Annotated in this window: 14 protein-coding genes; 4 read left to right on the plus strand and 10 right to left on the minus strand. The window is 69.5% G+C overall.

What is annotated here, in order from left to right; all coding sequences use genetic code 11:
* Window positions 1-35: 35 nt before the first annotated feature.
* The 3 genes from AWC14_RS22575 to AWC14_RS22585 are packed head-to-tail and all read left to right on the plus strand — an operon-like array spanning window position 36 to window position 2,894.
* Window positions 36-1,211: a 5-(carboxyamino)imidazole ribonucleotide synthase gene (locus AWC14_RS22575; RefSeq protein WP_045381345.1), complete on the plus strand. Its 1,176-nt coding sequence runs from the start codon at window positions 36-38 to the stop codon at window positions 1,209-1,211.
* Window positions 1,204-1,710: a 5-(carboxyamino)imidazole ribonucleotide mutase gene (purE, locus tag AWC14_RS22580; protein WP_045381347.1), complete on the plus strand. Its 507-nt coding sequence runs from the start codon at window positions 1,204-1,206 to the stop codon at window positions 1,708-1,710. The genes AWC14_RS22575 and purE overlap by 8 nt, the downstream gene beginning before the upstream one ends.
* Before the next feature lie 14 nt (window positions 1,711-1,724).
* Window positions 1,725-2,894, plus strand: a complete 1,170-nt coding sequence (locus tag AWC14_RS22585; RefSeq protein ID WP_045381350.1) for an acyl-CoA dehydrogenase — start codon at window positions 1,725-1,727, stop codon at window positions 2,892-2,894.
* 7 nt (window positions 2,895-2,901) lie between these two features.
* On the opposite strand, the gene AWC14_RS22590 is transcribed toward AWC14_RS22585, so the two are convergent.
* The 5 genes from AWC14_RS22590 to AWC14_RS22610 form a co-directional block, all read right to left on the minus strand.
* The gene (locus AWC14_RS22590; RefSeq protein ID WP_052425627.1) at window positions 2,902-4,437 is read right to left on the minus strand and encodes an HNH endonuclease signature motif containing protein; all 1,536 of its coding nucleotides are present in this window, start codon (window positions 4,435-4,437) and stop codon (window positions 2,902-2,904) included.
* 104 nt (window positions 4,438-4,541) lie between these two features.
* Window positions 4,542-5,693 (minus strand): PPE family protein, encoded by a 1,152-nt coding sequence (locus tag AWC14_RS22595; protein ID WP_045381356.1) that lies wholly within the window; start codon window positions 5,691-5,693, stop codon window positions 4,542-4,544.
* A 91-nt stretch (window positions 5,694-5,784) separates the two neighbouring features.
* Window positions 5,785-6,183, minus strand: coding sequence for a hypothetical protein (locus tag AWC14_RS22600; protein ID WP_045381359.1), 399 nt, complete (start codon window positions 6,181-6,183; stop codon window positions 5,785-5,787).
* A gap of 123 nt (window positions 6,184-6,306) precedes the next feature.
* Entirely contained in the window at window positions 6,307-7,479 is a 1,173-nt protein-coding gene (locus AWC14_RS22605; RefSeq protein ID WP_045381362.1) for a CaiB/BaiF CoA transferase family protein, read from the minus strand.
* Window positions 7,476-8,387 carry a class I SAM-dependent methyltransferase gene (locus AWC14_RS22610; protein ID WP_045381493.1) on the minus strand — a complete coding sequence of 304 codons (912 nt, stop codon included), beginning with the start codon at window positions 8,385-8,387 and terminating at the stop codon, window positions 7,476-7,478. Before AWC14_RS22610 ends, AWC14_RS22605 begins: the two co-directional genes overlap by 4 nt.
* A gap of 33 nt (window positions 8,388-8,420) precedes the next feature.
* On the opposite strand from AWC14_RS22610, the gene AWC14_RS22615 reads away from it, so the two are divergent.
* Window positions 8,421-9,098: a cation diffusion facilitator family transporter gene (locus tag AWC14_RS22615; protein WP_428838997.1), complete on the plus strand. Its 678-nt coding sequence runs from the start codon at window positions 8,421-8,423 to the stop codon at window positions 9,096-9,098.
* Here the strand turns inward: AWC14_RS22615 and AWC14_RS22620 are convergent, their stop codons facing one another.
* Genes AWC14_RS22620 through AWC14_RS22640 form a run of 5 tightly spaced genes read right to left on the minus strand, consistent with a single transcriptional unit; the run spans window position 9,099 to window position 15,058 of the window.
* Complete coding sequence (locus tag AWC14_RS22620) at window positions 9,099-10,685, minus strand: PPE family protein (RefSeq protein WP_045381368.1); 1,587 nt, start codon at window positions 10,683-10,685, stop codon at window positions 9,099-9,101. It abuts the gene before it with no gap.
* Window positions 10,682-11,242: a DUF7676 family protein gene (locus AWC14_RS22625; protein ID WP_045381371.1), complete on the minus strand. Its 561-nt coding sequence runs from the start codon at window positions 11,240-11,242 to the stop codon at window positions 10,682-10,684. The genes AWC14_RS22620 and AWC14_RS22625 overlap by 4 nt, the downstream gene beginning before the upstream one ends.
* Window positions 11,239-12,873: an ATP-binding cassette domain-containing protein gene (locus tag AWC14_RS22630; protein WP_045381374.1), complete on the minus strand. Its 1,635-nt coding sequence runs from the start codon at window positions 12,871-12,873 to the stop codon at window positions 11,239-11,241. Before AWC14_RS22630 ends, AWC14_RS22625 begins: the two co-directional genes overlap by 4 nt.
* The gene (locus tag AWC14_RS22635; protein ID WP_045381377.1) at window positions 12,870-13,898 is read right to left on the minus strand and encodes a FecCD family ABC transporter permease; all 1,029 of its coding nucleotides are present in this window, start codon (window positions 13,896-13,898) and stop codon (window positions 12,870-12,872) included. Before AWC14_RS22635 ends, AWC14_RS22630 begins: the two co-directional genes overlap by 4 nt.
* A complete protein-coding gene (locus AWC14_RS22640; RefSeq protein ID WP_045381380.1) occupies window positions 13,895-15,058 on the minus strand; it encodes an ABC transporter substrate-binding protein in 1,164 nt (387 codons plus the stop codon). The genes AWC14_RS22635 and AWC14_RS22640 overlap by 4 nt, the downstream gene beginning before the upstream one ends.
* Between the last annotated feature and the right edge of the window lie 11 nt (window positions 15,059-15,069).

Below are 15,069 nucleotides of genomic sequence, written 5' to 3' on the forward strand. Positions count from 1 at the left end.
TGACGAGTACACCCACCGCTGCTCCCCAGGTCGCGATGGTCGGCGGCGGCCAACTCGCCCGGATGACCCACCAGGCCGCGATTGCGCTGGGCCAAACCCTTCGGGTGCTGGCCGCCGATGCCGACGATCCCGCCGCCCAGGTCAGCCCCGATGTCCTGATCGGTTCGCACACCAACCTCGACGACTTGCGCCGCGTCGCGGCCGGTGCGGACGCGCTGACCTTCGACCACGAACATGTTCCGGCCGAGCTGCTGGAGAAGCTGGTCGCCGAAGGTGTCAACGTGGCGCCGCCGCCGCAGGCGCTGGTGCACGCTCAAGACAAGCTGGTGATGCGGCGCCGGCTGGATGCGCTGGGCGCCCCGGTGCCGCGCTTCGCCGCCGTCCTTGGGCCCGATGACCTGGACGCGTTCGCCCGCCGTGTCGAGGGTCCGCTGGTGGTCAAGGCGGCCCGTGGCGGGTACGACGGCCGCGGGGTGCGGATGGCCGACGACGTTGCGCAGGCTCGCGTGATTGCCGCGGAGTTTCTGGGCTCCGGGGTGCCGGTGCTGGTCGAGGAGCGGGTCGCGATGCGCCGCGAGCTGTCCGCGCTGGTGGCGCGCTCGCCATTCGGGCAGGGGGCGGCGTGGCCGGTGGTGGAGACGGTTCAGCGCGACGGCATTTGCGTGCAGGTGATCGCGCCGGCGCCGGAGCTGCACGACGTCGGCGCCGGGGCCCAGCAGCTGGCGCTGCGATTGGCGGCGGAACTGGGTGTCGTCGGCGTGCTGGCCGTCGAGCTGTTCGAAACGGTCGACGGCGAACTGGTGGTCAACGAGCTGGCGATGCGGCCCCACAACTCCGGGCACTGGACCATGGACGGCGCCCGGACCAGCCAGTTCGAGCAGCATCTGCGCGCGGTGCTGGATTACCCGCTCGGCGACACCGACGCCACGGTGCCGGTGACGGTGATGGCCAATGTGCTGGGCGCTGCGCAGACGCCGACCATGACCGTGGACGAGCGGCTGCACCACCTGTTCGCGCGGATGCCCGAGGCGCGCGTCCACCTCTACGGCAAGGGCGAACGGCCGGGCCGCAAGATCGGGCACGTCAACTTCCTCGGCCACTTCCCGGCCGGGGACCGCGAGCAGCTGACGAAGCTGCGTGAGCGCGCCGCGCTGGCGGCACACTGGTTGTCGCACGGGCAGTGGACCGACGGATGGGATCCGCATGGCTGAACGACCCCGCGTTGGGGTGATCATGGGCAGCGACAGCGACTGGTCGGTGATGCAGGACGCCGCCCACGCGCTGGCCGAATTCGACGTTCCGTTCGAGGTCGGGGTCGTTTCGGCGCATCGCACCCCGGCGCGGATGTTCGACTATGCGCGCGGGGCGGCCGACCGCGGCATCGAGGTGATCATCGCCGGGGCGGGCGGGGCCGCGCATTTGCCGGGCATGGTGGCCTCGGCCACGCCGCTGCCGGTGATCGGGGTTCCGGTGCCGCTGGCGCGGCTCGACGGGCTGGACTCGCTGCTGTCGATCGTGCAGATGCCGGCGGGGGTGCCGGTGGCCACGGTGTCGATCGGCGGTGCCCGCAACGCCGGCCTGCTGGCGGTGCGGATCCTGGGCGCATTCGATCCGGCGCTGCGCGGCCGAGTGGTGGCCTTCCAGGACCAGCTGGCAGAGTCGGTGCTCGCCAAGGACGAGGCGCTGCGCGGTAAAGTTACCGGCGAGTAACTGAGGAGGCCGAGATGGCTGGGTGGGCTGGAGACCCGTCGTTTGATCTGTTCAAGCTGCCCGAGGAGCACGAGGAGCTGCGGGCGGCGATTCGGGCGCTGGCGGAAAAAGAGATCGCTCCGTACGCCGCGGAAGTCGATGAGACGCCGCGCTTTCCCGAGGAGGCGTTGGCGGCGCTGAATGCGTCGGGCTTCAACGCCGTGCACGTGCCCGAGGAGTACGGCGGTCAGGGCGCCGACGCGGTGGCGACCTGCATTGTGATCGAGGAAGTGGCGCGCGTCGACGCGTCGGCTTCGTTGATTCCTGCGGTGAACAAGCTGGGCACGATGGGCCTGATCATGCGGGGGTCGGAGGAGCTCAAGAAGCAGGTGCTGCCGACGCTGGCCACCGAGGGAGCGATGGCGTCGTATGCGCTGTCGGAGCGGGAGTCCGGCAGTGATGCGGCGTCAATGCGGACCCGGGCGGTGGCCGACGGCGACGACTGGATTCTCAACGGGGCCAAGAGCTGGATCACCAACGGCGGCAAGTCGACGTGGTACACGGTGATGGCGGTGACCGATCCGGACAAGGGCGCCAACGGGATTTCGGCGTTCGTGGTGCACAAGGACGACGAGGGGTTCTCGGTGGGGCCCAAGGAAAAGAAGCTGGGCATCAAGGGCTCGCCCACTACCGAGTTGTACTTCGAGAACTGCCGCATTCCCGGCGACCGGATCATCGGCGAACCGGGCACGGGGTTCAAGACTGCGCTGGCGACGTTGGACCACACGCGTCCGACGATCGGCGCGCAGGCGGTTGGCATCGCGCAGGGGGCGTTGGATGCGGCGATCGAATACACCAAGGGCCGCAAGCAGTTCGGTGAGTCGATCAGCACATTTCAGGGTGTGCAGTTCATGCTCGCCGACATGGCGATGAAGGTGGAGGCGGCCCGGTTGATGGTCTACACCGCCGCTGCCCGCGCCGAACGCGGCGAGCCCAACCTGGGTTTCATCTCCGCGGCGTCGAAGTGCTTTGCCTCCGACGTGGCGATGGAGGTCACCGTCGACGCGGTGCAGCTGTTCGGCGGCGCCGGGTACACGATCGACTTCCCGGTCGAACGCTTCATGCGCGACGCCAAGATCACCCAGATCTACGAGGGCACCAACCAGATTCAGCGCGTGGTGATGGCGCGGGCGCTACTGCGCTGATTCGCCGCTAGAAGGGCGGCGGTTGGTTGCGTTCGGCGATGTGGGCGGCGTTGAGTGCGCGTTCGGCGTCGATGCGTTTGGCGCGGTCTTGTTCGCGGGTTCGTCGACGCAGGGGCATCATGAGCCCGCGCTCGCCTGGTGGTTGCATTGGCGTTGGGGCAGAACGTAATTCGCCGGTGGGTAGACACAAGCTCGGGAACAGCAAGCGACTGCCCGGGCGAGTGGTGTATGTCTGCCCGGTGGGCGACGTCCATATCACCGTGCCGTCAGGGTGTTGTTCGTCATGCCAGGCAGTCCAAAAAGTCTTGAGCAAGTGATGTTTTCGGCATAGGCACTTGAGGTTGGAGGCGTGCGTCGGCCCCAGCGGATAGGGCACCGTGTGGTCGACGTCGCAAAACTCCGCCGGGCGATCACAATTGGGGAACCGGCACGTCATGTCGCGACAGCGCACAAACCGCTCCAACGCCGCGGAGGGCCGATATCCCGACTCCGGCGCGCTGTCGCCGGGGTGCCGCACCGGCTCGAGCTTGGCGCCATTTCGGACCAGCTCGGCCAGCACCGCCGGGGGGACCACCGCGCCGTCGGTGAGCACGGCGGGCGGCAACCTCACCGCAGGCACGTCAGGCTCGGGAGTCGCAGGCCCGGACAAGGGCTCGTCGCGCGCGATCGGGGCGGGCGCGGGTTGCCCCGACAGGTGCGGATCGGGCTGCGCCTGCACCGCCGATTCGTGCGCCACCACGTGGATCACCACGTTGGCCGGCCGCTCGCCATCCTGGCCAGCGGCCGGGCAATCAGCATTGCCGCAGCCGCACGCCAATCGCTCCGCTCCGGCCGCCAACGCCCCCAGCGCATCGGCGCGCCGCTGCGCGATGGTGCGCGGGTCGTCATCGCAGACCTGGTGAGCCATCTGCATCAGCCGCCGGTCCAGCACCGCGGCATCGGCCGCAAACAACCGCCCCCACATCGGCGCAGTGCCCGACTCTTGATCGGCCGAGTCGATAACCACGTCGCGGCTCCGTGCGTGGGCGCGGGTGCGGCGCAGCGCCCCCGGGTCATACTGGTCGACGATCGCCTCGATGGCCTGCGCCGTCTTGGTCGCCGACAGCGGCCCAAACCGCACCGCGTCCCGGGCCAGGCTCTTATCCACCAGCCGCAGCGCCTCCGCGTCTTTGATCAGATCGGTATGCCAGGCGATGGTGGACACCAATCGGGCGCTGATCATCCCGTCGGCGAACAACGCCGCTACTGCGGGCAGCCGGTCACGCAAGGTGACCGCCAGATACATCTGCCCCGAGGCCATGCCGTGGCTAAGGCCCAGGGCCGCAGCCACTTCGGCGGCCATCGCATCCCAGTTGTCACACGACCACCGCCCGGTCTCGGGCGACCCGCCTTGCACCCGGCGCGCCACCAGCTCGCCGATCGCGGCCAGCCGCCGCGCCGCCGCGGCAGCTTCCACGCGCGCCCACCCCGCAATCGCCGCCACCACCATCGCATCATCGGCAGACTCGAGCGCCTTCAGACCCGGCAGCGAGTTATCGAACATACGAGCGACCCTACCCGTCGCCCCCGACGCGAGAAGCTGGCCGAAGTGCTCCAGCCTGGGTTATCCACAGTCGCGACTTTGTCCACAGGCAGGCCGGCCCAAACTTAGCCGCCGGCGGGCCAGCGCGGAAGCATGTTGGGGCGCGGCAGAAATCGCGCAGCATCGGCCAGTCGCCCCGCGCCGTGCCCGGCCATCCCCGTAATCGGCATGACGGGCACACCCGCCGGTCCCGCCGGGCCGCTGACGGGTACGGCGTTGAAGCCGCCGGGGCCCGTCGGCAACGCCGCCGCAACGGAATTCGTCGCGGGCACAGTCGCGGCCCAACTCTGCGGCACCGACAGCGCCCCGATGGACGCCGCCCGGCCCAGGCCCGCGGCGACGCCCGATCCGCCTGCCCCTGCCCAGCCGGTCGAACCCGCCGCGCCCGCACCACTGCTCAGCAGCGAACCCAACCCTCCGCCCAGCAGCGACCCGGACGCCTTGACGCCGCTTTCGGCGGCCTTGGTCGCAGGCATCAGCGACTTTCCGGTCGAAATCACCGACGTGATCGTCGAACCCGTCCTGGACCAGAAGTGCGGATCCATGGTGATCGTCGTCCACATCTTCTCCAGGTTCTGCCACATAGGCGACGGGGATGCTGCTTGCTGCAAGGTAATTGGGATTGCCGATGTCAACCGCGACAACGCCCCCTGCGTTTCGGCGAGCGCCGCGCCCTGGCCGGCCGGGTTGGTGGTGGGCGGAGGCGGCGTGAACGGCGTCACCCTGGAGGCCGCGGCGGAGGCGCCGGCGTAGCCGTACATCGCCGCGGCATCTTGGGCCCACATCTCGCTGTAGTGGAACTCGGTGGCCGCGATCGCCGGGGTGTTCTGGCCCAGAATGTTGGTGTCCACCAGTGTTTCCTGCAGCGAGCGGTTGGCGGCGATCACCAGCGGCGGCACCGTCGTCGCACGTGCCGACTCGTACGCACTCGCAGCGGCTCTGGCCTGAGCGGCGGCCTGTTCGGCTTGCCTGGCGGTCGTGCGCATCCACTCGACATACGGTGCGACGGCGGCTGCCATCGACGTCGACGCCGACCCCAGCCACGGCCCGTCGGCGAGTTGCCACACGACCGACTGGTAGCCGGTGGCGGCGGTGTGCAGTTCGGCGGCCAGCTGGTCCCAAGCCGCCGCGGCGGCCAACATCGATCCCGAGCCGGGACCCAAATACATTCGCGCGGAATTGATTTCCGGCGGCAATGACCCAAAGTCAAAGAACATGGACTTCTCCTCGAGAAAAAGACATGGGGGTAGCAGCTCGCCGTTGCATAGAGCAGACGAGCAGCGGATCAGGCGGGCGAATGCTGACCGATCAGCGGCGAGCGATGCAGAAGTGGGTCAAGAGTTGTTGCCCGGCAAGGGAAATCGGGGGAGCACCGCGATGGGCGCCGCCGAAACGGGACCAGGCTGCCGACACGGAGATCGGCGGCGAAGACCACCGCCACAATGGCGTCGAACGCAATCGCGGTGGTAGCGCGCGGTGCAGCGCTATGGCGTCGAACGCCTTCTGCGTGATGGGCGACGAACCGTGGTCGGTCTCCGCGCGCTCGAGGTCGTCGGCAACCAGTGACACCGATGACGGCGCAGCAGACGACGCGAACTCGAATTGCACCAGCCCGTAACCGATGACGCCGACCAGGGTGCAGATCGCGACAACGACGGCAACGGCCGACCGCCACCATCGCGGTCTGGGTCGGTCGCTGAAAGTCACAGTGGCGAAACTATAACAGCACGTCAACGGCTATTTTTTCGTCAACCGCGATTCTATGTGCGCTCATATTTATCGAGCAGCGGTTCATAGAACAACGACACCAACCGGTCACCGACTGTTCATTTAGTTGATGCCCGTGAGGAACTCGGCGTTGTGTTCGCCCACTTCCGGCGGCGGATCGGTCGCCGCGGCGGTGAACGTCGAATAGCGGGCCGGGGTACGGATCAGCGTGACGGCGTCCTCACCGCTGCCGACCTCGAGCGCCAGCTTGTTCTCCGCGAACAGCGGCGTGTCGACGACCTGCTTCCAGGTGTACGGCAGACAGGCCATGATGCCGTTGCGGCGCAACAACTCCACCCACTCCGCCGACGTCTTGGTGGAAAGCGTCGACTCGAGTTCGTCGGTGAGTTCGCTGTAATTGATCGACCGCGAGCGCTGGTCGGCGAACCGCTCGTCGTCGAGCAGATCGGGACGGTCGATCGTTCGGCACAACAGCTCCCAGTGCTTGGGCACATACGCGCTGATGACGACGTAGCCGTCGGCGGTACGGAAAGCGTCTGAGGGCTGGGTGGCGAAACCAACGCTCTTGCGTCCCTTGGGTTTCGGTGGTTGGTCGCTGCTGTTGGCCCGGTTCAGGTGCACGGTCAGCTGGTTTACCTGAAGGCTCACCGCGACGTCGTACATGGCGACGGTGACGACGTCGGCCACACCGTGCCGCTCGCGGTTGAGCAGCGCGGCCAAAACCGCCTGGGCGAGCACATGCCCGCTGGCGTTGTCGACCAGTTGGAACGGGATGATCTGCGGCTTGCCGTCCGGCGTGCGCATGCCTGTGGTCATGCCGGCTTCGGCGGCCACCATCAAGTCGACGCCCGGCCGGTCGCCGTGCGGACCGTTGCCGCCGAACGCCGACAGCCGCGCGTAGACCAATCGTGGGTTGCGCGACTGCAATTCGCTCGGGCCCAGCCCCAGTCGTTCCATCACCCCCGGCCGGAAACCTTCGAGGACGACGTCGGCGGTGTCGACCAGCCGCAGTATCTGCTGCTTACCTTCGTCGGAGGTCAGGTCCACCGCGACCGATTTCTTGCCGCGGTTGTTCGGCAGAAAGTACGTCGCCAGCGGCGGGCGGCCGGGCAAGACGGAGGTGATCTGCCGAGCGGCTTCACCGCCCGGCGCCTCCACCTTGATGACCTCGGCGCCCAGGTCTGCCAGCACCTGCCCCGCCAGCGGGCCCGCCACGTTCTGGGTGAAGTCGAGCACCCGGAAACCGTCAAGAGGCTTGGGGCCGCCGGTAGTCACGAACCCGCGCCCCGCACCGCGGTGCAGTAGTAGTTCTCCGCGGACTCGGCGTCGCTGCGCGGCGGAATCGGTAAACCGTTGTCGGACAACAACTGACTGGCCAGGGTGCGCGTGGTGCGCCAGCCCCGCTCGTCGAGGTAGGTTGCCACGTCGTGACGCCCGCCGGCGTACCACAGGTCGTCGATGTGGGCGTCCAACCCGTGCTCGTACCACTTTTGCGCGGCCGCGTGCATGACCCGCAGGGATTCCGGGGAATTCAGAAAAATCTCCGCGACCAGCCGGCTGCCGTCGGCGCTGAGCGCAGTGATGTTGTCCAGCAAGCGATCCTGAGCTTCGGGCGGCAGGAACGCCAGCAGGCCCTCGGCGATCCAGGCGGCGGGCTGCCGCGCGTCGAAACCGGCCTGCCGCAGTGCGGCCGGCCAGTCATGGCGCAGGTCGATCGGCACCGTTCGCAGCAAGGCCGTCGGCTCGGCACCGAGCTCGGCCACCGTCGCGGCCTTGAACTCCAGGACCTGCGGCTGGTCGATCTCGTAGACCGTCATGTCGGCGGGCCACGACAGCCGGTACCCACGCGCATCCAGCCCGGAGGCCAAGATGACCGTCTGGCGGACGCCGGCCGCCGCCGCTTCGGCGACAAAGCTGTCGATGAAGCGGGTGCGCACGGTCAGCAGGTCGGTCATCGGCTGCATGCCCCACGGGTGGTCGGGGATGTCGACCTCCGCCGCGTCGAGTTCGCCGGCCGCCCACCGGGTGAAGAAGTCGACGCCGACGGCCCGAACCAGCGGCTCGGCGAACCGGTCGTCGATGAGCCCGGCCCTGGTGGCGCGGGCCCTTCCGGCGGCCACCATGGTTGCGGTGGCACCCACGCTGGTCGCCAAGTCCCAGGTGTCGTTGTCGGTCCGCGCCATGTTCAGCAGCCTAACGACCTCTAAGATCGCCTGGTGACCTCCTCCAGCCCCGCCGGCCTCGACCATGTCTGTCACGACGAGTCCGCACACGCCGCGCCTCCGCGGGACGCCGCCTGGCATCGGCGGGCCCGGTGGGCGCGACGGCTGGCGTGGGTCAGCCTGGTTGCGATGCTCGCCGAGGGCGTGATCGGGCTATCGGAAGGCCTGGCTGTCGGGTCGATCGCGCTGACCGGCTGGGCGTTGGGCAGTGCCCCGGAGGGGCTGGCCAGTGCGATGGTGGTGTGGCGGTTCAGCGGCCGACGCACCCTCTCGGACACCGCCGAACGACGCGCCCAGCGCGGTGTCGCGTTGTCGTTTTGGCTGACCGCCCCCTACATCACCGCGGAATCCCTGCACCACCTGCTCGACGAGCGCCACGCCGACACCTCGGTGATCGGGATTGCGTTGACGGCGATCGCCCTGGTCCTGATGCCCACGCTCGGCCGGGCCAAGCACATTCTGGCCGTGCGGTTGGGCTCGGCGGCAACTGCGGGCGAGGGCACCCAGAACTACCTGTGCGGGGCCCAGGCCGCCGCGGTCATGCTCGGCCTGGTGGTGACGGCGTGGTGGTCCGGCGGTTGGTGGCTGGACCCCGCGATCGGGCTGGCCGTCGCCGTCGTCGCCGTCTGGCAGGGCATCCGGTCCTGGCGCGGCGAGAACTGCGCCTGCTGATCAGCCCTCGACGTCCCAGGTGCCCGGCATCATCGGCATGCGCGGGCCGCCGCCGAAGTCGTCGGACAGCGTGGTCAATCCCGCTGCGGTGGCGGTCTCCTTGCGGACGGTTCCGGCGAAACCGAGGTTTCCCGCACCCCGATCCGACGCCAACGGCTCGTCCGGCTCGGCGTCCATGTACTCATAGCCGCGGCCGAGCTGGCTAACCTTCATCCGGCGGCGCCGACGCGCCTGGGCTTCCTCCTCGGGCGTGGCGGCGGCCGCCGGCGCCGCGGCCGCGTCGGGCCGGGGTGTCTTCCGCTTGGCGCCGGAGGCAGCGGCGCTGTGGGAACCCATGCCCAGATTGCCGACCGCGTAGGAGAACAGCTCCGGACCGGCCGGCGTGGGCGGAGGAGGTGGTGCACCGGGCGCCGGGGGTGGTGTGGGCGCCGACGCAGATGCAGGAGCGGGAGTTGGCGCTGGAGCCGGGCTGGCGGCCGGGGCGGTAGCCGCGACGGCGGGTGCGACGACGGCCGGGGCGAACGGCGCGGGCGGTGCGACGGGCACCGCGACCGGATGCGCCAGACCGGCCAGCCCCGCCAGGCCCGCGAAGCCGCCGACCGCGCCCACCGGGGCGGCGGCCAGGGGAAGCGCAGCGGCGGCTGCCAGCGGCACGAACGGCGTCGTCGCGACCAGGTAGGTGATCACCCGTAGCGTCTCGCTGAACATCTCGAAGCCGATCTCGGAGAAATAGATCAGCGACGCGAACACCAAGACCGCGACATTGCCGTTGGCGGCCTGCACGATCGTCGGATAGAACTCGATGTAATAGCCAGGCCCCGCGAGGAATTCGTTGATCGCGTCGGCCAGCGTCACCCCGGGCTGCGGAACCAGGTTCCAGTTGAACCAACTCAGGAATTGCTCGGGGTTTTCGAAGCTGTAGAACGGGCTGCCGATCAGGTCGCGAAGCTCGGGCGGCAGAAGCTGTTGGACCAGTCCGTCCAGCCATTGGAATATGTTTTGCGATTCCCCCGCCGAGCCCTGGTCGGCGAACGTGGTCACCGCATCGGATTTGACGATCTGCGGTGCGGGTGCGGTTTGCGGCGCCGACGCCACGGCCGCGGTCGCGACCGCATGATAGGTGGCCATCGTGGTGGCGGCCTGAATCCACATCCGCACGTAGTCGGCTTCGTTCAGCGCGATCGGAATCGTGTTGATGCCAAAGAAATTCGTCGCGATTAACACCGCGTGGGTGGCGTGGTTGGCGGCCAGCTCGGCCAGCGTCGGCATGGTCGCCTGCGCGGTGGTATAGGCGGTGGCGGCGGTTTCGTGTTGGGCGGCCGTTGCGGCGCTGTCGGCGCTGGCCTGCACCAGCCACGCCAGATACGGCGCATGGGCGGCCACATAGGCCTCCGCCGTCGTACCGTCCCACGCCCCGGCCCGCAGGGCGTCCAACACCGCCGTGAGTTCCTCGGCCGTCTCGGCGTATGCGGTGCTCAACGAGTTCCAGGCCCCCGCGGCCGCCAGCAACGAGCCCGGACCCGGGCCGCTGCACAGCAGCGCCGAATGCACCTCCGGGGGTGAGGCCATCCAGATCGGCGCGGTCATCCGTGCCGAAATCCCTTGCCGGCGCGGTCAAGTGGATCGGGGCCCAGCCCGAGATAGGTCTCGCGCAGCCGGTCCCACAACTCCAGTTGGCCCCAGACGGGCTCGTCGCGGATCTGCTGGTCGTTGGTCAGGAACGGGTTCGGCAGCATCAGCGTCATCATTTGTTCGTCGCGCCCGTTGTAGAGCCGTACACCCCACGAGGTGGGGCATCCGTCGCTGCCGAGCCGGCGATACATCTCGGCCCGCGAACACTTGCGGATCCGGCCCAGCTCGGGTCCACTGGCCGTGTGCTCGCCGATGCACAGATGGAAATGCCAGCGGCCGAAGTCGACCGTGACGTACCCGTCGTACATCGAGATGCGTTCGGGCGGGCAGGGCGCCGCCACTTCCCAGGCCGCACCCTCGATGAGGACGCCGAACCAGATGTTGTCCCAGTACTCGTCGAAGCACAAGTGGATCAGGTCGAGCAGGTGCTGCTCGTCGGTGGGCAACGGCCAGATCTGTTCTCGCCCTCCGCCTTCGGTTTCGACGACGGGCGGGCTGATGCTCTGGGTCATGACGCATCCTTTCTGTTACACGTGAGCACGCACTCGCCGCACAGCCCGCCGCCGGGTGTGCGGTAATACAGACAACAGCTGGTCCGGCGATAGCCGTTGTGGTCGAACCGGATGGCGCCCGAGAGCCTTTCGTCGGCGCACAACCTGTGGGCCAGGTGCCGGCCGGCCTCGCGGCCGTACACGCGCGCGGCGCCCAGCAGCGCTGCTGCCGAGTTGCCGCGCAGCACCTTGTCCGAGATCGGGCCGAGCCGGCGCAACGCCGCCGCCAGCGCGGCCAGGTGCGTCTCGAGGACCATGTCCGCCAGCATCGGCTCGAGATCATCGCCCCGCCACGCGACTGGACGCTCGATGTGCAGCTGGATCTGGCCGTCGTTCTCCCGGAACAGCAGCTGCTCGGCGGCCAGGTCGGGCAACAGCCGATACCCGGCCACGCTGCCGAGCCCGACCGACCACAACCGGGCGGCGAAGCCGAGGAACAGCGTCGAGGCCGCCACCCGGCGCTCCGAGGCGTCGATGCGCGCCTGCACGCGGCGCACGATGCCGTCGAGCAGTTCTGTGTCGGTGTAGAGCCGCTGCACCGGCCGCCAGCCGTCGTCGACCGGCCCGGTGCCGATGGCGAAATACTGGCTGACTGTGGACAATTCGGCCAGCATCGCCATGGTCTGCGGCTCGGGCGCGCATCGATGGCCGGCCGGTGGAATCTCGCGAAGCAGCGCCGGCAGGCTGCTCAATGTGGCCGACGCGGCGCACCCGGCGGCGCGGACGGTGATCCACTCGGGCTCGGCCGCCGTGACGACGATCTCCGCGGGTTCGCTTGTGCTCCAGCCTTCTCGGGCCAGCAGCCGCTGCAGCGCCCTGTGCAACGGGTCCGGTGCGTGGACACGCGCAGCACGCCCGCCGCTGTCCGGTTCCGCGACCAGCTCGCTGATGCGGCCGGACAGCAGGTGCTCCTCGGGGATGGCGTCGACCAGTGTGCCGTCGGTGCCCAGCACCCACACCCGGTCGGCGACGCGCAGCGCCAGTTCGACGTCGTGGGTGGACATCACCACCGCCAGGCCGTGGTCACGGGCCACGCCGCGCAACACCTCGACCAGGCCGGCGCGCGACGGCACGTCGAGAAAGGCGGTCGGCTCGTCGAGAAACAGCACCGACGGCTGCTGGGCGAGCGCGCGGGCGGTCAGCACTCGCTGACGTTCGCCGTCGGAGAGCTCGGCGGCGGGCCGCATCGCCAGGTGTGCGGCACCCACGGCGCGCAGGGCCCAGTCGACGACGGCGTGGTCGTCGCGGGTCAGCCGGCCGGTAAACCCGAGATGTGGAATGCGGCCCAGCCCAACGAGTTCGCGCGCCGATAGCAGCCCAGGATCGATCCGGTCGGTCAGCACGACCGCGACCCGCCGGGCCAGGTCGGCGGGCCCCACCCGGGCGAGATCGTCGCCGTCGAGCATCACCCGCCCGCCGAGCGCGGGCTGCAGCCCGCACAGGGTGCGGATCAGCGTGGACTTGCCGCAGCCGTTGGGGCCCAGCAGCACGGTAAGCTCGCCGCGGTTCGCCCGGCCGTGCAGGCCCGTGGCGATCACCCCGCGGCGGCGCCTGCCGCGGTAACCGATTGCGAGATCACGCAATTCGATCATTGCGCCATCCCCACACCGCGGCGACTGCGCAGCAGCACGGCGACCACGATCGGCGCCCCGATCAGCGCGGTGACCGCATTGACCGGAAGCACCGCGTCGCTGCCCGGAACCTGGCTGACGAGCCCGCACCCCAGCGCGACCGCGGCACCCGTCAGCACCACACCGGGCAGCACCACCCGGTGATCGGAGGTGCCCAGCGCGAGACGCGACAGATGCGGAACCGCCAGCCCGAGAAAGGCGATCGGCCCGCAGAACGCCGTCGTCGCCCCGGCCAGCAGCGAACCCGACGCGACGGTCACCAACCGCACCCGTCGCACGTCGATGCCCATCGTGCGGGCGTAGCTCTCGCCGAGCAGCAGCGCATTCAGGGGCCGCACCGTCAGCGCGGACGCCATCAGCCCCACCGCCACGAGCGGCAACAGCAGCCGCAGGTCGGCCCAGCTGGTGGCCGCGAAACTGCCCAGGCCCCAGAGCAAGTACTGCTGGACGCGTTGCGGATCGGCGTAGACCAACAGCACGCCGACGACCGCGGCGCCGGCGGCGCCGACCATCACCCCGATCAGCAGCAGGGTTGCCGCCGAGCGCACCCGGCGGGCGAACAGCAGCACCGCGGCCAGCACCAGCGCTGCGCCCAGCGCTGCGGCGACAACGACGCTCGCGCGCCCGCCCGCGGAAAGCCCTGCGGTGAAACCGGTTCCGGTGGCCATCACCACGACCGCGACGCCCAGGCTTGCGCCGGAGCTGACGCCCAGCACGTACGGGTCGGCGAGCGTGTTACGAAACAGCGTCTGCATCTGCAGCCCCGCGACCCCGAGCCCGGCGCCGACGGCGATCGCGGTGAGTACCCGCGGCAGCCGCATGTCGGCCACGATCACCTGCCAGCGCGGGTCGGACGGCGCCGCGCCGACGAGAACCCGGGCGGTGTCGGCCAGCGGCACCCGCACAGGGCCGAGCGCAAGCCCCGCCAGGCCCAGGACGACCACCCCGCAGGCCAATCCGGCCAACACCGCCGCCGCCCGGCTCATCCGCGAGTCACCTGTCGGTAGAACACGAACTCGTGATCGGGATCGAGTTCGGGATGCAGGATCGCCACCAGGTCGGCCAGCACCAGGTCGGGCCGCGCCGCACCACGCTCCCAGTAATCGCTGCTCGCCGACCACAGTTGGCCTTCGCGGACCGCGGCCAGCCGGCCGTAGCGGATGTCGGCCGCCAGCACGTCGTCCAGCGTTTTCCAGTCACTGGTCACCAGCCAGCGCGGGGCGAAGCCGGCCTTGGCATACACCGACTCGAAGTTCAACTGCAGGCTGCCGGTTCTCGTGTCGCCGGCCCACGGGTAGCTGCCGCCGGCGTCGACGATGAGCTGCCCGGCATAGCCGCCGCCGGCGGGCATCGACCAGGTGCCCTGCTGCATGGTTCCGGACAGCACCTCGACAGGCCGTGCGGTGGCGGCCTTTTCGGCGGCCTTGCCGTAGTCTCCGCGCAGCCTGCCGTACAGTTCGCCGGCCTTCTTCTCGGTGCCGGTCAAGGCGGCGAACACCTTGACCCACTCGGCGCGGCCCAACGGGGTGGCCTCCAGCCACTCGGCATCGGCGAGCACGTCGATGCCGGCGTCGCGCAGTTTCGCGTAGCTCGGGTCGTCGGTACCGGCGGTCACCAGCACGCCGGGGCGCGCGGCGACCACGGCTTCGACGCTGACCTGCGCGCCGGGCGCGTATTCGGTGACCTTGCCAGCCTGGATGCGTTGGCGCAGCGCCGGATTGACGACGGTGGCGGCAGCGGCGACACCGCTGACCACGTCGGTCTGGTCGAGCTCGGCGAGCATGCCCAGGTGGGTGGTCGACGCCGAGTACAGGCTGGCCACCGGCACCGTGATCTGCTGCGCGTGGGCCAACTCGCCGGTCAGCTGTGGGGCCGGGGCGCCGCACCGCAACAACACGTACGACTCCGGAGAGGCGTTGGGGTAGGGCTGCTTGACGGTCAGCACCTGATAGCTGCGGTGGTAGCTCAGCGTGAAGTTGGTGGCGTCGACCACCGTCGACTTATCCGGGAAGTAGTCGGCATTTGGGTCGAAGTCGGTGATGCAGGCATGGCGCGGGGCGCCGGTATGGGGCGGGGAGGCGCAGGCGCTTGGAATCAGCGCCAGGGCGATGGCAGCGGCGAGGGCCGCCCATGACACGCGGGACACGGACGTCGGTC

Origin of the sequence: Mycobacterium kyorinense (genome assembly GCF_002101735.1) — a bacterium.
In the GTDB taxonomy this organism is placed as follows: domain Bacteria; phylum Actinomycetota; class Actinomycetes; order Mycobacteriales; family Mycobacteriaceae; genus Mycobacterium; species Mycobacterium kyorinense.